This window comes from Thermostichus sp. MS-CIW-34 (assembly GCF_054060435.1).
Genome location: NZ_JBSSDE010000007.1, coordinates 34,486 through 51,998 on the forward strand (window position 1 = coordinate 34,486; position 17,513 = coordinate 51,998).

Consider the following 17,513-nt stretch of genomic DNA (forward strand, 5'->3'; position numbering starts at 1 on the left):
CTCTCACCATACACCATGTGGGGGTATCTGTATCCCGACACTGACGCTACGGGTACAGTGCGGGGCTTAGCTAACCCCACACCCCGACAAGCTAACGCCTGTGGAGACTCCTCTGGCGGGGTGGTAGGTCTAAAACCTACCGCTAGTCAAGGGTTGCTGAAGCAGGAAGAAAGCAACAGCGCTGAGCAAAAATCTGTTCTGTTCAGTGCTGTGTAGGTCTTTCAGAGCGGCATCTCCCAGTGCAGCTCGACATGGGTATGGCCTTCCGGGGTGCGGGTGCGGTGCCAAGATCCCTTGGGTAGATAGCGGGCGATGGTGTTCATGGCCTTGCTGCCGTAGCCGCCGCTGAGGCCGGGAGCGTACTCGATACCATCGTTGACCACGGAAAGGCAGCAGTGGCGCTCCGTTTGGGCCAGCGACACTCTGACAAAGGAAGCATTGCCTTTGGGGGGTTGCACGTGGGCAATGACATTGCCGATGGCCTCTCGCAAGAAGCGCAAGATGTCTTCTCGCTGATCAAACCACTCGCCGGTGTTGGGCTCCTGCAGCGGTTGCAGTTGCCGCTCTACAGATAGCGTTAGGCTGCCCGATTGGATCAGTTCATCCAGATAGATCTCGATGCCTCGATGCAGCCCTTCTCGTAAGCTGGGGGAGATGCGCAGCTTGGCAGCTAGAGTGCGCACATCGTTGAGCTGATTCCGGATCCCGCGTCCGATCCTCTCCAGTTGCTCGAGCAGGTGGTCGTAGACGGTGGGATCGGGAGCTTTTCCCTGGTGCTGCTGCCATTGCAAGCTCTCCAAGTTGTCCATCACCACCTTCAGCTCCTGCAGCTCGCGATCGTGAATGTCGGTGGCTACTCGGTAGAGCAGCTTGCGAGCCTGGTCAATGGCGGCCTCCTGTTCGGCTCGGCGCAGGCGCTCCAGTTCCTGTTGCTGGGCCAAGAGCCGTTCTTGATTCTCCACAATGACCAAAGTGAGCAGCAGGCTCACCCCCGTTAGCCCACTGGCCAGGGCCGGCAAGACGAGAGGCCAAACCCAACGCCCCAGTAGAAACTGGGCCACAGCCCACCCTTCGTAAACGGCAAGCCCCACCACAGGCCGCAGGAGAAACTGCTGTTGCTTCCAGCCCCAAGGGCTCAAAAGTGCTCCGCACCGCTGACGCGAACGTAGGGGGGGACGATAAAGCACCAAAAGCAGTCCCGTTCCCACTCCCAGCAGCAAGACCACCGCAGCCGCCACCCCCTCTGGCACAGATTGGTAGACCTCTCCGGTGAGCAGGCTGGAGAGGACTTGCGCCTGCAGCTCCACCGCCGCAATCTGGGATCCATCCGCAGTCCGCACCGGGAAGGTTTCGGGGTAGCCGCCCACAAAACCCACCAGGACAATTTTGTCCCGCAATTGGTCGGCAACTTCGGGATCGAGGGGAGGGATCCCTTCTTGGCCGCGGCAGGCTTGGCTGGGGTTGATCATCGGGGCAACAGACCCGGATCCTGCCTGGAGAACAGCTGGAGGGCAAACCCGTTCGATGGGGATGATGGGGATCCCGTGCTGGGAGCCGAGGGGGTTGAATTGAATCGGCTGCAAACCCCGTTCTCGAAACCAGCGGCTGGCCCGCTCCGGGTCGTATTTGGCAAAAGCCAGAGCCTCGACCGAGGCGAACATCTGCTCCTCTTGGCTGTCGCGGCGCAGGTAGAGCCCCCGCAGCTGGGCCTGGCGCAGGATCCCGGCACTGTCTACCCGATGTTGCACCACCCCCTGCACATGTTCTGGCGGCACCAAGTACTCCAGCCGCAGGGAAGAAAAGGGCAGAAAATGGTTGTAGATGTTAATCTCGGAGCGGCCAAAGCTCTCGCTGCTGCGGGTGGCCAAGACCAAGCGATCTGGGTAGCGCTGTACCACCTGACGTAGAGGGGCATCTAAGTTCTCGTTGCCCAGGTTTTGCGGCACCACAAAGCTGCTGGGCAGGTTCAGCACCACCACCCTGGCCTTGGCTTCTTCCAATAGACGCAAGGTCAGGCCGGCGTAGTTGGCCCGTTCCAGAAGAAAGTCAACCTTTTGGCCAAGGTGCTCTGCACCACTGGTGCGGCCATTGCTTTCCCCCTGTCCGCTGTTCCCGTTAGCGGGAACGTGCTCTGCACCGCTGTCGCGATCGAGTCCTATACGACCATCAATGCCGACGATCACCACCTCTGGAGAAGGCTGCTGGGGACCACGCCAAGCGTACAGCCACTCCTGGGCGTCGCTCTCCATCCGCACCAACAAAGGATGCTGAGCAGAAAGGTTAAGCAGAGCAGCCCAACCCAAGCCCCAAGCCAACGCCCAGCCCAGCCGCCGCCGGGAGGGGGACAGTCGAGCCGGAGAAGTAGGGCTTTGGCCAGCGAGAAAGGGAGGGACGGGATCCGGCATATTGCAAAGGGCTTTGCACCGCTGACGCGACCACACGAACGGCAGTGCAGACGCGAGCCAGCTAAAAAGCGCTCCGCACCGCTGTCGCGATGGAGTTTTCTCTGCCATTTTGGCCGCTGCCGGCGGCTGTCGAGGGGATCCCTGGCCCCCCCGTTGCTGGGGGAAAACCGCAGCCTCAGTGGTGATGGTTGCGCACCCGCGCTGCTTCCTCAGGGCTAATGCCGAGGCGAGTGAGGTTGATGCGGCCTTTGTGATCGATGCTGCGCACCTTGACCACCACCTCATCCTCCACAGCCACCTCATCCTCCACCCTGCCGACGCGGTACTCCGCCAGTTGCGAAATGTGGATCATGCCTTCTTTGCCGGGCAAAAACTCCACAAAAGCGCCGATGGGGATGATGCGGGTCACCTTGCCCAAATACACCTGCCCCTCTTCCACCCGCCGCACCAGATTTTCGATCATCTCCCGAGCGGCTTCGGCTTGCCCCCCCACCGAGGAAGACACGGTGATCGTGCCATCGTCGCTGATGTCCACCTTGGCCCCCGTCGCTTCGGTGATGCCGCGCACCGTCTTGCCGCCAGGGCCGATAATCTTGCCGATATCCTCGGGATCCACCTTGAACGTGAGCAGACGGGGAGCTGTTTTGGCCAACTGGGGTCGAGGGGCGGCAATGGTCTCCAGCATCTTGTCGAGGATGAACTCGCGCCCGGCCTTGGCTTGCCGAATGGCCTGCTCCACCACGTCAACGGTGATGCCGGTGATTTTCATGTCCATTTGCAAAGCAGTGATCCCCGCCCGCGTACCGGCCACCTTGAAGTCCATGTCCCCCAGAAAGTCCTCGATCCCCTGGATGTCGGTGAGGATGCGCACCTCGTCCCCCTCCTTGATAAGACCCATGGCCACCCCGCTGACGGGCGCTTTGATCGGCACCCCAGCATCCATTAGGGAAAGAGTGGAGCCACAGACGGATCCCATCGAGGTGGAACCATTGGAGGAGAGCACTTCCGAGACCACCCTCACCACATAGGGAAACTCCTCTTCCTTGGGCAGCACCGGCACCAAGGCCCGCTCCGCCAGCGCCCCATGACCAATCTCCCGCCGCCCCGGGGAGCGTGAAGGCCGCGTTTCTCCCACTGAAAAGCCCGGAAAATTGTAGTGGTGCATGTAGCGCTTCTCATCCACCGGGTGCAAGTCGTCCAGCTCCTGGGCATCGCCGGGGGTGCCGAGGGTAGTGATGGAAAGGACTTGGGTGAGGCCGCGATTGAACAAGGCACTGCCGTGCACCCTTGGGATCAAACCCACCCGGCAAGAGACCGGTCGCACCTCGTCCAGCTTGCGTCCATCCACCCGCACCCCCTCCTGCAGGATCTGCTGGCGCATCAGCTTCTTGAGCAGAGCCTTGAACTGGTTGTCCAACTCTTTGGGGTTTTCCAGAAGATAAAGCCGCAAGGGATCCCCCTCTGGCCGTTCCTGGATTTGGGCCTCCAGCTTGGCCCTGAGCTCCTCCAGTTGTTGTTCCCGGCTGGTCTTGTCCAAAAACTGCCTGAGAATGGAGCGAATGCCCTCCTGAGCCTGCTCTTCTACAAAGGCAATCAGCTCCTCGTTTTTGGGGGGAGGGGGCAGCTCTACCGGGGTGATGTTGAGATCCGCCAGGACTTGCTGTTGGGCTTTGAGCAGCTCCTGGATGGCCTCAAAACCAAACTCGATGGCCTCCACCACATCCTTTTCCGGCAGTTGGTTGGCCCCGGCTTCCACCATGATCACGCCATCGGCACAGCCGGCCACCACCAGATCCAGATCGCCCGCCTCAATTTCGGCATAGGTGGGGTTGAGGATAAATTCATCCTTGACCAAGCCCACCCGCACCGCCGCCACGGGGCCGTTGAAGGGGATGCGAGCACCGTGAATGGCTAACGAGGCTCCCAAAATACACAACACATCGGGCGGCACCGTATCGTCCACCGAGAGGGTGGTGGCCACCACCTGCACATCATCCCGCAGCCATTCCGGGAACAACGGACGAATGGGTCGGTCTATTAAGCGAGAGATCAAAGTGGCCCGTTCCGGTGGCCGGCCTTCCCGCCGCAAATATCCCCCCGGGATCCGCCCCGCTGCGTAGAGGCGCTCTTCGTAATCCACCAACAGGGGCATAAAATCAACGCCAGGCCGGCCTGGCTGCCGTGTGGCGGTAACCAAAACCGAGGTTTCGCCCGAAGTCAGCCAAACCCCGCACCCTGCCTGGGGGGCCATCAGCCCAATATTGATGTCAATTTCCCGCCCATAAAAGGAAATCGACCGAGTGTATTCTGCCATGTAACGCTTCGCCTTCTTTTTTTCTTGCCGCTATCGTAGCATTCTCCTTTTGCTCCTTTTCAGCCCCCGCTGACCGGAGGGATCAGGACGACTTCGTCTCCCGCCGATAGGGGAGTGTCGGCAGCTACAAAATTGAGGTTGAGACCGAAGCGCGTTTGGGAGCGCCAAGGAGACAAGCTGGGGTAGCGCTGGATCAGTTGATCGCACAGTTGCCCGACGGTGGTACCAGGGCTCACCTGCAGGCACATTTCAGTTTGTCCGATCACTTCTTGATAGATGGCAAAGAGCTTCAGCGTGATGGGAAAAAGCTCATCGGAGGGCAAATTTTGGGCAGCAGCCATCGGTAGCGCTCCCACCTGCTTTGGACGGTCTTGTAAACCATCTTGGGCAAGCTTGGGCCTGGCCGTCCACCAGAATCCTCTGCCCATCTCCTGGCCATCAGGGATCCCTACAGCCACAGAAAAATCGGCTCCGGGGAAAAGATGCCGTCTTTCAGATTCCAGTGAACTGTTCTTTTAGCTCTGGCCGGGGATCCGGGGCAAGGCTAGGGTAGGTCAAAAGCTTGCTTTGCAGTTTGCAGCCAAACGGTTTCTGTGCTGATGCTAGAGCCACTGACCCCCTCCCAAATCAGGGCCTACTTGGATCGGATTGGCTACGTTGGCCCCACCCAGCCCACCCTGCAAACCCTCCGCCAGATCCACCGAGCCCACCTGCTGTGGGTGCCGTTTGAAAATCTGGACATTCATCGGGGTCGCGCCATTTGCCTGGAGCGGGATTTCTTGTTCCAAAAAATCGTCCGAGAGCGGCGGGGCGGCTTTTGCTTTGAGCTGAACAGCCTGCTGGCCGCTGCCTTGCAGGGAATGGGGTTTTCGGTACACCTACTCTCAGGACAGGTGAGCCGCGCCGTTCGCGCTACTCCGACGGAGTCCGATGTCCGCTTTGGACCTGAGTGCGACCACTTGGCTGTGCAGGTGAACATCGGCGATGAAGCCTGGCTGGCAGATGTGGGGTATGGGGAGGCCTTTCGCGAGCCGTTGCGGCTGGGGGATCCTGGGGTTCAGGCCCAGGCTGAAGGACGCTACCGCCTCACCCCTTGGCCAGGGGATCCCACCGCTCGTCGGTATTGGCTCGTTCAGCAGGAACAGCCGGATCACACCTGGAAAACTCTGTTTCTTCTGGATCGGATCCCACGCTCCCTGCAGGAGTTCGAGCCCATGTGCCACTTTCACCAAACTTCGCCAGAATCGATGTTTACCCGGCTGCGCCTTTGCACCCTGGCCACTCCGACCGGACGGGTCACCCTCACCGCCCGCGCCAATGGCTCTTTTAAGTGGATCGAGACCACCCCAGAAGGCCGCTGGGAACGCCCTCTCAGGGATGAGAAAGAGTATAAACAACTGCTCGCCTGCGCCTTCGGGATCTGCCTTCCCCCATCTCCTGCCGCCGCTGGGGATCCCAGGGGAAAGGTTGCAAGACCCAAGCCCAATGACGTCTCAACAGAGCCCACCCAAATCTTCCCCAAACAAGGCTAGAACCCCTGCCAGTTAATGTCCCAGTTAATGTCAGAATAATGAGGTAGTGTTTCGTTATCCCAGTAACCGTTATGGATGCTGCCGCGGTCGCCGGGTTTGATGGCCAAGCTTTGGATCATGTACTCATTTTCGACACCACCCTGCGAGACGGGGAGCAGTGCCCCGGCGCCACCCTCAACACCGAAGAAAAGCTGGCCATTGCCCGGCAGTTGGCCCGGCTGGGCGTCGATATCATCGAAGCGGGGTTTGCCTATGCCAGCCCCGGTGACTTCGAGGCTGTGCAGAAAGTGGCCGAGCAGGTGGGAACGCCCGATGGCCCCGTGATTTGCAGCCTGGCCCGCGCCCTCAAGCCGGACATTGAGGCAGCCGCTGCAGCCCTAAAGCCCGCTGCCAAGCCCCGCATCCACACCTTCATCTCCACCTCCGACATTCACCTGAAGTATCAGTTGCGCAAAACCCGCGCTGAGGTGCTGCAAATTGCCGAAGAGATGGTGGCCTACGCCAAGTCCTTCGTGGACGATGTGGAGTTCTCCATGATGGACGCCACCCGCTCTGACCCAGAGTTCCTATACCAGGTCATCGAGGCGGCCATTCGGGCGGGTGCCAAAACCATCAACATCCCCGATACCGTCGGCTACGTCATGCCGGAGGAGTTCGGCCAACTGATCAAGGGCATCCGCGAGAACGTGCCCAACATCAAGCAAGCGATCCTTTCTGTGCACGGCCACGACGATCTGGGCGTCTCGGTGGCCAACTTCTTGGAAGCGATTAAGCAGGGCGCCCGTCAGGTGGAAGTGACGGTCAACGGCATTGGTGAGCGGGCCGGCAACACAGCCCTGGAAGAGTTGGTGATGGCCCTGCATGTGCGGCGCAGCTACTTCAACCCCTACTTCGGCCTGCCGGTGGACTCCGAGAAGCCCCTCACCCACATCAAAACTCAGGAGATCTATCGCACCTCGCGCCTCGTCTCCAACCTCACTGGCATGTTGGTGCAGCCCAACAAGGCTATCGTCGGCTCCAACGCCTTTGCCCACGAATCTGGCATCCACCAGGACGGCATGTTGAAGAACCGCCAGACCTATGAGATCATGGATGCCCAGACCATCGGCCTGCAATCGAGCACCTTGGTGTTGGGCAAGCACTCGGGCCGCAACGCCTTTCGCACCCGCCTCAAAGAACTGGGGTTCGAGCTGTCGGAGCAGGATCTGAACAAGGCCTTCTTGCGCTTCAAAGAGCTGGCTGACAAGAAAAAAGAAATCTCCGACCTGGATCTGGAAGCGATTGTTAACGACGAAACTCGCCCGGTGCCCGAACTCTACCGCCTGGAGCATGTCCAAGTGGTGTGTGGCAATCGAGAGGCTCCCACTGCCACGGTGCGCCTGGTAACCCCGGAAGGAGAAGAGCGGGTGGACGCTGCCGTGGGCACAGGCCCGGTGGATGCGGTGTACAAGGCCATCAACCGCATCGTCAATATCCCCAACAAGCTGATCGAGTTTTCTGTCCAATCGGTTACTGCCGGCATCGACGCCATTGGGGAAGTCACCATCCGCCTGCGCCACGAAGACCGCATCTTTTCCGGCCATGCCGCCAACACCGACATCATCGTCGCTTCGGCCCAAGCCTACATGAATGCCCTCAACAAGCTCTACTCTGCGCTGCATGCGGCACGCTCGACGGCTGACCAGCGCGAGGCTGCTGCCCAGAAGATCTGAGGGAAGGGTTAGGGAATCCCAGTCGTTTCCAACAAAGCTGGGATCCTTCGCTGCTGACCCTCACCCCCAGCCCCTCTCCTCTTGGGGAAGAAGGGAGCCCACGCTCAACCTAACCCTGTTGCAAATGACCCTATGGGCTGGCCGAAGGGATCCCATCCGCAAACACCCGCCCGATCACTTCCTCGATGGGCGGGTCGGTTACCGTTAGATCCAGCACATCCAGCTCTGCCAAGAGCTTGGCCACCGTTTGGGTGAGCTGCTCCCGCTGCACCCACAGCCGCGCCTCACAGCTGCCCGGATCCCCGTCCGTGCGCACCTCTCCATAGAGCTGCAGTTGGGCAACAGGGCAAGGGCGAGCCAATTTCAACCTCACCTCTCGGTAGGGGGCAAAGCGCTCCAGCAATGCCTCGAGGTCGCCATCGTACATGAGCTGCCCCGCGTTGATGACCAGCACCCGTTGGCACAGCGCAGTAATATCGGCCATGTAATGGCTGGTCAACAGCACCGTTGCTCCATAGCGGCGGTTGTAATCCCGCAGAAATTGCCGCACGCCGGCCTGGGCGTTGACATCCAACCCCAAGGTGGGCTCGTCCAAAAACAAGATCTGCGGGCGGTGCAACAGAGCCGCCAACAGCTCCGCCTTCATCCGCTCCCCCAAGGAAAGCTTGCGCACTGGTTGCTTCAGCTTGCTTTCTAGGTCGAGCAGCTCCGCCAGCTCCCCCACCCGCTCCCGAAACTCCTTCTCAGGGATCTCGTAAACGGCAGCGTTGATGCGCAAAGAGTCCATTGCCGGCAGATCCCAAATGAGCTGCTGCTTCTGCCCCATCACCAGGGTGATCTGCCGCAAAAACGCCGGCTCCCGGCGGTAAGGCACATGACCCACCACTTGCACCGTGCCGCCGGACGGATAGATCAAACCAGTCAACATCTTGAGGGTAGTGGTCTTGCCCGCCCCGTTGGGCCCCAAAAATCCCACCATCTCCCCCGGCTGAACTTGAAAGCTCACGGACTGCACCGCCGGGATGTGGCGATAGGTGCGGCGAAAAAAGTGGCGCAGGGTGCCAACCACTCCGGGATCCTTGACGGCCACCGGGTAAACCTTGCTCAGGTTGTGGGCAGCGATGATTGGCTCCAACCGGGTCGGCACATCAGGCAACATCTACCCCCACCCCTACAAAACGGCCAGATCCGCTACCCCAACCCCAAGAACAGAGCTTCCAGAGCTGGGCATACCGGATCTGCAGAGGGCTATTTCTCAGTATCCGAGGGAAAGCAACGAACGAATAGGGGAACTACAGCAGTCCTACGTCCATCCCAGGCTTACCCGTGGCCAGCTCCACCTTCAGGATGCGGCCACCCGATTTCTGGATGCGCTGCTGTTCCCGAAACCAGTTCTCATAGGGCACCAGCTTGGTGAAGTAGGTATTTTGCAGCTCCCGCTGGGTGCGAATTCGGGTTTGGCTGGGCACACAGGCCGTGATCTTGAACATGCGCATGATATGGGATCCCCGCTCAACAACAAAATGGGCTATCTTGACCAGCAAAACAGGCGACTCACCCCAGAAAGCTCGCGTACTTCAGCTAGCACACCAGATCCCTGTGGCAAATCGCCCGCCGTGCTCGTTGAAGAATGCACCTCCCCTGAGGCAATGACGCCGGGAGTTAGCTCAGGCCAGAGCAGATGTAATCGAAGTACACCCCCATTTCCTTGCCGGCCTCAGCACCCACCAGAGCGGCAGTTACCTCTTTCATGGCTTGGATGGCCTGGATGGTTGCCCCAATGGGCACTCCCAGGGAATTGTAGGTCTCCTTGAGCCCGTTCAGCACCCGCTCGTCCAGAATGGAGGGATCCCCGGCCAGCATGGCGTAGGTGGCGTAGCGCAGGTAGTAGTCCATGTCGCGGATGCAGGCAGCATAGCGACGGGTGGTGTACATGTTGCCGCCAGGACGGGTGAGATCAGAGTACAGCAACGCCTTGGCAGCAGCATCCTTGACGATGGTGGAGGCATTGGCCGCGATGGTGGCAGCCGCCCGCACCCGCAGCTCGCCTGTGGCGAAGAAGGCTTTCAACTTCTCCATGGCCGAGCTGTCCAGATACTTGCCTTGAACATCGTAGCTGTTGATTACAGCAGTAATTGCGTCTTGCATGATGAGCTTCCTAAATCCAAATCGACGAACAGCAAAGGGTTGTGCGGCAAAAACAATGAGGGATTAGCTCATTGCCCCCACCACAAAGTCGAAGTAGTAGCCGGCTTCAGCCGCATCGTCAGGAGAGAGCAGACCCATGGCCACCTGCTTCATTTGACGAATGCTCTCGGCCACCGCCGGAATGGGTGTGCCCAGGGAGTTGTACATCTCGCGAACACCCACCAGGCCGATCTCTTCGATTGGGGTGACATCGCCGGCAATGACACCATAGGTGATCAGGCGCAGGTAGTAGTCCATATCCCGCAGGCAAGTCGCCGTCATCTCTTCCCCGTAGGCATTGCCCCCCGGAGAGACAATGTCAGGGCGCTTCTGGAAGAGCTGGTCGGCAGCTTGTTTGACGATGCGCTCACGAGACTCGGTTAAGACTTGAGCAATGCGCAACCGCTTCTCACCCGAGGCAACAAAGGACTTGATCCGATCCAGTTCCCCCGGGCTGAGGTAGCGGGCCTCCGCGTCCGCGTTCACAATCGATTTCGTAACAACACTCATGGATATCCATCCTCAAGTCGATTTTTTAAAGAGTATGACGAGCATACCCGCAAGTTATTTTCCGATATGCTTGCCGTCTGCCATCTCAGATCTTCACACTTCTTAAAATCTCTCCCAGAAAAGGGACAGTCCCATTCCCGCCCCGACAGGGCAGTTCCCTCCCCAAAGTCCGGCAAGAGAGGGGCTACAATCTCACTTAGACTCACTTAGAATGAAGGCTGAGTCGCCAGGGGATCCCTGCAGGCTTGGTTTAAGACATGCGTTGAGGTTGCGATGACGGATGCCTCTGGGTCAGAACGATTGAAGCGAGCGAAAGGTATTTCTGAGGGTACGCCCTCATCTCTGCCGGATCACCTCATCCGGGCCACGGCGGCAGAAGGCAAAATCCGAGTGGTGGGCTTGGTGGCCACCCAGGCGGTACAAGAGGCAAGGGAGCGGCACAAGCTCTCCTATGTGGCGACAGTGGCCTTGGGGCGGGCCATGAGCGCAGCCCTGTTGCTGGCGGCCAACTTGAAGCGACGCCAGGCGCGGATTAACCTGCAACTGAAAGGGAATGGCCCCTTGGGCAACATCTGGGTGGATGCCGGCTTGGATGGCACGGTACGCGGGTATGTGAGCAACCCCGCCATTGAGCTTCCTCTCACTGCCGAGAGCAAGTTGGATGTGGGCCAAGCCGTTGGGCGCTATGGCTACCTCCATGTGCTGCGGGATCTGGGGTATGGCCAGCCTTACACCAGCGCGGTGGAGCTGGTTTCGGGAGAGGTGGGAGACGACATCACCTACTACCTCTCCTCCTCAGAGCAGATTCCCTCGGCAGTCCTTCTGGGAGTAAATCTCGACTCACAGCGGGTACGCGCCGCCGGCGGAGTGTTGTTGCAGCTGATGCCAGGGGCGCCGGCCAGTCTGATCCCAGAGATGGAGGCCCGTTTGGCCAAAGTGGAAGAATTTAGCCCGATGTTGGCTGGTGGCGGCGGCTTGCGGGAGCTGTTGCAAATCTGCCTGGGCGACTTGGATCTGAAAATTGCGCCGGAAATGCGCACCATCCGCTTCTACTGCAAGTGCAATTCCGACCGAGTGAAGGGGGCCCTGCGCATGCTGGGGCGGGACGAGTTGCTCGATATGATCCACACCGACAAGGGGGCAGAAGCGGTTTGCCAATTCTGCAACGAGGTCTACCGCATCTCGGAAGACGAGCTGCGCTCGATTGTGGCGGAGATGTCGGCCACCCCCTGATGGCACAATGATGGCCAACTACGGGATCCCGATTCTGACACCTCTCGATGTTGTCTGAGCCCCCGGTTGAGTTGGTTGAATTATCGGTTGTTGTCCCCTGCAAAAATGAGGCGGACAACCTGGAACACCTGTTCGAACGCCTGCAACTTACCTTGGAGCCGCTGGGGATCCCCTACGAGATTATCTGCGTCAACGATGGCAGCCAAGACAACACGCTGGAAAAGCTCATTGCCTTCCATCGTCGGGATCCCCGTATCAAAGTGGTGAACCTTTCCCGTTGCTATGGCAAGGAGATCGCCCTTACTGCCGGCCTCGATCACGCCTCTGGTCGAGCTGTTGTTCCCATCGATGCCGACTTGCAAGATCCGCCGGAGCTGATCCCGGAGATGCTGCAGCAGTGGCGGCAGGGCTATCAGGTGGTTTATGCGGTGCGCCGCAGCCGCCGCGGGGAGAGCTGGCTAAAACGCTTTACAGCCAACGGCTTCTATTGGTTGATTGATCAACTCAGCCAGGTGCGGATCCCGCGCAATACGGGGGATTTTCGACTGCTGGATCGGCAGGTGGTGGAGGCAGTTAAACAGCTGCGAGAGCGCACCCGCTTTATGAAAGGGATCTTTGCCTGGGTGGGCTACCGGCAAACGGCCATTTTTTACGATCGCGCCCCCCGCTTTCGCGGCAAAACCCAGTGGAACTACTGGCGGCTGTGGAACCTAGCCATAGAAGGCATCACCTCTTTTAGCTCTTGGCCGTTGCGGGTGTGGAGCTACATAGGGTTGGCGATCTCGGTTCCAGCCTTTTTGTATGGCCTTTTTCTCATCATCCGCACCTTGCTCTTTGGCTCCGATGTACCTGGCTATGCCTCTTTAGCGGTGATGATCTTGTTTTTGGGCGGGATCCAGCTGATCAGCTTGGGCGTGATTGGCGAGTATTTAGGCCGCGTTTTTGAAGAAGTGAAAGGCCGCCCCCTCTACCTGGTCGATGGAACCTTTGGGTTTGAGACCCCACGACCTTCCCCTGCCCTAGATTCAGTACCTACGCAAAAGCTAGGATGAAAAGTCATCTTTCAGAGTTTTGGATCCCGAGGCAACATAACTTTGGTACTCGCGTATAAAGATATCTTTCATCTCTTCTGGAGATAGCTGGATCCCTTGGATTTTGGCGCGGGCGATGGCCTTCATCAGCTCGATATAGGCCAGGCCCAGAGAGAGAGTGAGGGTGGCTGCCGTAGTGGATTGGATAGCGCTGCCTACAATCCCCGGGCCGGGAATCATCTTCAGCAAGTTGGACACAATCGTTCGCCCGATTGCTGTTGTAATTGTAGTGCCTGCCAAAGCGGCTATCAAAGAGTAGTAAAAAGAAGGGGAAGCCTCGAAGCCAAAAATAAAGCTGATATTGGCAATCATGCCTGCTTGGGCTGTAACCAACAGAGGGGCATCTGCAAAGGGAAGGGGCACTGCCCCGATAAACGCTGCACTGGCCACATAGCCTGATACGTACTTAAAGGCAGCCTCGGCTTTGAGATCCACCCGCAGCAATTGCTGGCGGATAAAGGCAAGGCGAGCCACTTCCGGCAAAAGCTCTAGCGTGCAGCCAATTAGGTGCTCCAGCCCGTGGGCAGGAATGGTAATTTGCCGGTTAATCGCCTTGTTGCGGGCCAAAACGGGAACAATGTAGCGGACAGGCAAATTTTGATGCTGCAAATACCGGAAAAACTCGCTCTCTTCAGGATTGGGATATTCCAAGCATTGGGTTAAGACCAAGATGACGGGAACGTCTTTGAGTTCCAACTCCTTTAGCCATTTGCGTTCAACTTCCTCCAACCGCTTCAGTTCGTGGTGGAGGCAGTACCAAACAACATGGATGTGATGTTCAGGATCCTTAAAGCGCAGCTCCTCGATAAGCTGGGAAACCTCCAGGCGAACTTGCTGATTCTGTTCACCGTCTAGTTCCATGCCAGGTGTATCGTAGATGGTGATTGGGCAACCTGGCTTGGAATACTGACGAATGTGGCGGGTGACGGGGCTGCCAACACCGGTACGGGCCAGCTCATCTCTAAACACTGCATTGACCAAGGTGCTCTTGCCCACCCCGCTTTTGCCAATGACCAGGATGTTGCAGTGGCCCAACTCTGTCTGCGCCTCTAGGAGGTCCTTCTGTAGTATCTGAGACACCGAATTCCAGAAAGACTTAAAGGCTTCTGGCTTCTCGAGAGATTCAGAAGCTTCTGGGATGCCTCGGGCACGGTCAACAATTTGGCGGGTTAGGTCAGTCAGTTTCTCTAAGAAGGATGGGCTTTTCTGAGACATGCTTCTTGCTTCTTCCCCTAAGGCCGATAGCCCCACAAAGGTAGTTCAGGGCGGATCCTACTGCCAAGTTTCTTCCGATACCGGAGACTGACCTAGCCAAGAGCCAATCTGTCTGCGCCCTGATCCCACTCCAAAGGGATCCGCAACAACGGGTTTATTGAGAGTTATTCACAAGAGCCATTTTCTGCACTATGCTAGATTTGGAGGCAAACACCCAGGGATCCCAGGCCCGTTGTGGCGGGCGCTCTAGGATTCACAGCTCCTTTTAACTTGTGCTGGAGAGTTTTATGTCCGAAACTTCAACCCTGCGCCAGTCTTTCAACAGCGTGCGCGACAATCCTGTCTTGCTTGGCACTGAGATAACCCAGCCGGTTTGCGAGGGGATGAACGCCCTGCTGGCCAGCTTCCAGGGGCTGTACTTGCAGTACCAGAAGCATCACTTCGTGGTAGAAGGCACTGAGTTCTATCCGCTGCACCAACTCTTCAAAGATCACTACGAGCAGGCGAGGGAGCATGTCCACGACCTGGGAGAACGCCTAGAAGGGCTGGGAGGTGTGCCGGTAGCCAGCTTTGCCACCTTGGCCCAGCTTTGCTGCTTTACCCCTGAGCCAGATGGAGCTTTTGAGGCACGGCAAATGTTAATGAACGACCTGGCGGCAGAGCAGGCCATCATCGATCTGCTGCGGCGGCAGGCAGCCCAGGCGGAGAGCCTTGGGGATCGGGCCACCCGCTACCTCTACGAGCAAATCCTGTTGAAGACAGAGGATCGCGCCTTCCATCTCCATCACTTCCTGGCCAACGACAGCCTGGTGTTCGGCTTGATGAACGGCAGAGCCTAGCCAGAAGGTCCACAGGTGGGCTTGAGCCTGCCTGGTTTCCGACCTCTGGCTTTTTTTTGAAAAGCTATTGAGAATTTGTTTCATCTCTTCACTATTCTTTACTCTGAGGTGCTGATCCCGGCCATGAACCCCGTCTTTCTGGACTCTGAGCGCGGCTATCTCTTGAACATTCCTCTGGGCGAGCGCTGGCGCGTTGGTCGGCGGCTGATGGAATTGGGGATCCCGGCAGTTTGTACAGGAGATGGTCGTCTGCGGGTGGAGGTGAGTACTCCATTGGCTGTTCTACAGGTGCGCAGTGTGATCCGTCAGCACACAGCGCGGCGACAGGAGTTATTGGATGGCCTAGAGGTTTGTTGGCAGCTCAACACAGAGGCTGGGGGTCAAGATGAGCAAGTTCCCTAAGCAAGGAATCCCGTTTGAGTCGGAGGGCCGGTTTTTGGGATTTCTTCCCGATAAGGATGGCAAGCTCAAGTACCTGCGTTGGCAGGCTGGGGCTGACATTTTTTCCGGCAAGATCCCCAAGTCTCTGCGCTCTGCCCTCTACCGCACCCTCAAACCTGGAGACACCGTGCAGATCTGTGGGGAGCGGGAGGTGGATCCGCACAAAGGGCGAGAGAAGTGGGTGCTTTACCGGGTGGTTCCCCTCGGAGAGAGGGCGGGGGGTTTGTCTTCGGCTTCTGGGGCCGAGGCAGCTTCCGAACCGGTTGCTCCAAACATCACAGATATCAAAGGAGATATCAAAGGTACAGACATCAAAGGTAAGGTGCTGGTCTGCCAGAAATCCGACTGTTATCGGCGTGGGGCCGGAGCGGTGATGCAAGCCCTGAACGCCCACTTGGCCGCCTACTCTGGTTCGATTTGCGTGCAGGGGGTGGGCTGCATGAAAGATTGTAAACGGGGCCCCCATGTGGTGTTTATGCCCGACAAGGCTCGTTATAGCGGCGTTTCCCCCCAAGGGATCCCGGCTTTGTTGGAGCGGCATTTTCCGCTTTCCTCGCCGCAACCCCAAGAGGTTGAAGCAGCAGCTTCTTCCTAACGCCCATGGGATCCCCACCGGCGAACAGCTCTGTGAGGTAGGCACAAAATCAAAGGGTGCAGCAGGAGTTTTCCGGCAAACCTAGGCGGAGCGAGATCCAGATTGCCGGGTGGTACAAAGGATCCCTCCTGTGTGATGCTACAGACAGAGGCAGGCTAGGGGAGGGAACAAACCTTGCGGGTGGGGATCATCGGCACCGGCTACGCAGCTCGCTCACGGGCCGAGGCCTTGCGCAAAGATGGGCAAGTGCAGATTGTCGCTGTTGCCGGTCGAGCTCCCGACCGGAGCGATGCTTTTGCCGCCGAGTTGGGGGCCGTCGCCTATTCGGACTGGTCTTCTCTGTTGGGCGAGCAGCGGCTGGATCTGGTTTTTGTCAGCACCATCAATCGGGATCATGCCGCCATTGCCCGTGCTGCTCTGGAGGCAGGGATCCACACCGTCGTGGAATATCCCCTCGCCCTCAGCGCTGCCGAAGCGCGTTCCTTGGTGCAATTGGCAGCCGAGCGGCAAGTGCTGCTGCACGTCGAACACATCGAGCTAATTAGCGGCGTTCACCGGTTGCTGAAACAAGAGCTGGAAGGGTTGGGCAAGCTGTTTGCCGTTCGCTACATCACTCTCACCGCCACCCACCCCGCCCCCGATCGCTGGACCTATCGGCCTGAGTTGTTTGGCTTCCCCCTCATGGGGGCCGTTTCTCGCATCCACCGCTTGGTGGACTTGTTGGGCAGGGTAGAACGGGTGAGCTGCCAACTGCGCTACGACGGGCCGGATCTGCCCCACCGCTACAGCAGTTGCTACTGCACAGCCCAGCTGAGTTTTGCCAGTGGGTTGCTGGCGGTGTTGACCTATGGCAAGGGGGATTCCCTGTGGTGCTCGCAGCGGCTACTGGAGTTCCACGGTCAACGGGGGGGCCTATTGATCAACGGCGAAGAGGCAACGTTGCTGCGGCCCGGCAGCGCCCACCCTCTAGAGACGGGATCCCGCCACGGCCTGTTCGAGCAAGACACCCGCATGGTGCTGGATCACCTGCGCCACGGCAGACCCCTCTATATCCATACTGAAAACATGCTCCACGCCCTGGCGGTGGCCGAGGCAGCCGAGCGATCTGCCCAAACCCAGCAGGTGGTTTGCGTTCAGGATTGGCCCTAAGGGAAGTCCCTGATACATTTACGCTGAACACTGCTGAACATCACTGTTCAACTATGCAGCGATAGCATTCTGTTTGTTTCCATTCGCGTTAGCGGGACGGAGTCCAAACAGAATGGCGGTATCCCGCAAAGCTTTGAGTAGAATACCCAAAGCGCAGTTTCCGTGTCGTCTTACTACCAATTTTCTGCTTTGCTTTGGCTACCATGTTGGCAGACTCGAAAGTAAACAGAAAGATCAACTGGTAGTAATCCGTACTGAACATATTATACACTATTTTCAGTATAGTTGAG

At 58.4% G+C, this 17,513-nt stretch carries 16 protein-coding genes; 8 read left to right on the forward strand and 8 right to left on the reverse strand.

Annotation, left to right across the window (positions count from 1 at the left end; genetic code table 11):
* Positions 1-221: 221 nt before the first annotated feature.
* From ACVWYY_RS03925 to ACVWYY_RS03935, 3 genes are all read right to left on the reverse strand, one after another.
* Positions 222-2,405 (reverse strand): CHASE2 domain-containing protein, encoded by a 2,184-nt coding sequence (locus tag ACVWYY_RS03925; RefSeq protein ID WP_457403155.1) that lies wholly within the window; start codon positions 2,403-2,405, stop codon positions 222-224.
* Positions 2,406-2,580: 175 nt separating this feature from the next.
* Complete coding sequence (locus tag ACVWYY_RS03930) at positions 2,581-4,719, reverse strand: polyribonucleotide nucleotidyltransferase (RefSeq protein WP_457403154.1); 2,139 nt, start codon at positions 4,717-4,719, stop codon at positions 2,581-2,583.
* A gap of 59 nt (positions 4,720-4,778) precedes the next feature.
* A complete protein-coding gene (locus tag ACVWYY_RS03935) occupies positions 4,779-5,060 on the reverse strand; it encodes a MoaD/ThiS family protein (RefSeq protein WP_457403153.1) in 282 nt (93 codons plus the stop codon).
* 258 nt (positions 5,061-5,318) lie between these two features.
* Here ACVWYY_RS03935 and ACVWYY_RS03940 point away from each other — a divergent pair, with 258 nt between their 5' ends.
* Positions 5,319-6,251, forward strand: a complete 933-nt coding sequence (locus ACVWYY_RS03940; protein ID WP_457403152.1) for an arylamine N-acetyltransferase family protein — start codon at positions 5,319-5,321, stop codon at positions 6,249-6,251.
* 71 nt (positions 6,252-6,322) lie between these two features.
* Positions 6,323-7,963: a 2-isopropylmalate synthase gene (locus tag ACVWYY_RS03945; protein ID WP_457387587.1), complete on the forward strand. Its 1,641-nt coding sequence runs from the start codon at positions 6,323-6,325 to the stop codon at positions 7,961-7,963.
* A gap of 130 nt (positions 7,964-8,093) precedes the next feature.
* On the opposite strand, the gene ACVWYY_RS03950 is transcribed toward ACVWYY_RS03945, so the two are convergent.
* From ACVWYY_RS03950 to ACVWYY_RS03965, 4 genes are all read right to left on the reverse strand, one after another.
* Positions 8,094-9,122: an ABC transporter ATP-binding protein gene (locus tag ACVWYY_RS03950; protein WP_011433056.1), complete on the reverse strand. Its 1,029-nt coding sequence runs from the start codon at positions 9,120-9,122 to the stop codon at positions 8,094-8,096.
* A 133-nt stretch (positions 9,123-9,255) separates the two neighbouring features.
* Positions 9,256-9,459 (reverse strand): phycobilisome linker polypeptide, encoded by a 204-nt coding sequence (locus ACVWYY_RS03955; RefSeq protein WP_011433055.1) that lies wholly within the window; start codon positions 9,457-9,459, stop codon positions 9,256-9,258.
* A gap of 166 nt (positions 9,460-9,625) precedes the next feature.
* Positions 9,626-10,111: an allophycocyanin subunit beta gene (gene apcB, locus ACVWYY_RS03960; protein WP_011433054.1), complete on the reverse strand. Its 486-nt coding sequence runs from the start codon at positions 10,109-10,111 to the stop codon at positions 9,626-9,628.
* A 63-nt stretch (positions 10,112-10,174) separates the two neighbouring features.
* The gene (locus ACVWYY_RS03965; RefSeq protein WP_414331342.1) at positions 10,175-10,660 is read right to left on the reverse strand and encodes a globin family protein; all 486 of its coding nucleotides are present in this window, start codon (positions 10,658-10,660) and stop codon (positions 10,175-10,177) included.
* 342 nt (positions 10,661-11,002) lie between these two features.
* Between ACVWYY_RS03965 and hslO the strand changes: the two genes are divergently transcribed.
* Positions 11,003-11,893 (forward strand): Hsp33 family molecular chaperone HslO, encoded by an 891-nt coding sequence (gene hslO, locus ACVWYY_RS03970; protein WP_414328989.1) that lies wholly within the window; start codon positions 11,003-11,005, stop codon positions 11,891-11,893.
* A 47-nt stretch (positions 11,894-11,940) separates the two neighbouring features.
* The gene (locus ACVWYY_RS03975) at positions 11,941-12,945 is read left to right on the forward strand and encodes a glycosyltransferase family 2 protein (RefSeq protein WP_414349686.1); all 1,005 of its coding nucleotides are present in this window, start codon (positions 11,941-11,943) and stop codon (positions 12,943-12,945) included.
* On the opposite strand, the gene ACVWYY_RS03980 is transcribed toward ACVWYY_RS03975, so the two are convergent.
* Positions 12,937-14,199 carry a YcjF family protein gene (locus tag ACVWYY_RS03980; RefSeq protein ID WP_414417412.1) on the reverse strand — a complete coding sequence of 421 codons (1,263 nt, stop codon included), beginning with the start codon at positions 14,197-14,199 and terminating at the stop codon, positions 12,937-12,939. The two genes, ACVWYY_RS03975 and ACVWYY_RS03980, sit on opposite strands and share 9 nt — an antisense overlap.
* A 287-nt stretch (positions 14,200-14,486) precedes the next feature.
* Here ACVWYY_RS03980 and dpsA point away from each other — a divergent pair, with 287 nt between their 5' ends.
* The 4 genes from dpsA (at position 14,487) to ACVWYY_RS04000 (ending at position 17,223) form a co-directional block, all read left to right on the forward strand.
* Positions 14,487-15,038 (forward strand): DNA starvation/stress protection protein DpsA, encoded by a 552-nt coding sequence (gene dpsA, locus ACVWYY_RS03985; RefSeq protein WP_457403151.1) that lies wholly within the window; start codon positions 14,487-14,489, stop codon positions 15,036-15,038.
* A gap of 123 nt (positions 15,039-15,161) precedes the next feature.
* Positions 15,162-15,440 (forward strand): Asr1405/Asl0597 family protein, encoded by a 279-nt coding sequence (locus ACVWYY_RS03990; protein ID WP_457439635.1) that lies wholly within the window; start codon positions 15,162-15,164, stop codon positions 15,438-15,440.
* Entirely contained in the window at positions 15,424-16,074 is a 651-nt protein-coding gene (locus ACVWYY_RS03995; RefSeq protein WP_457439637.1) for a (2Fe-2S) ferredoxin domain-containing protein, read from the forward strand. Before ACVWYY_RS03990 ends, ACVWYY_RS03995 begins: the two co-directional genes overlap by 17 nt.
* Before the next feature lie 174 nt (positions 16,075-16,248).
* Positions 16,249-17,223, forward strand: a complete 975-nt coding sequence (locus tag ACVWYY_RS04000) for a Gfo/Idh/MocA family protein (protein WP_011433046.1) — start codon at positions 16,249-16,251, stop codon at positions 17,221-17,223.
* Positions 17,224-17,513: the final 290 nt, after the last annotated feature.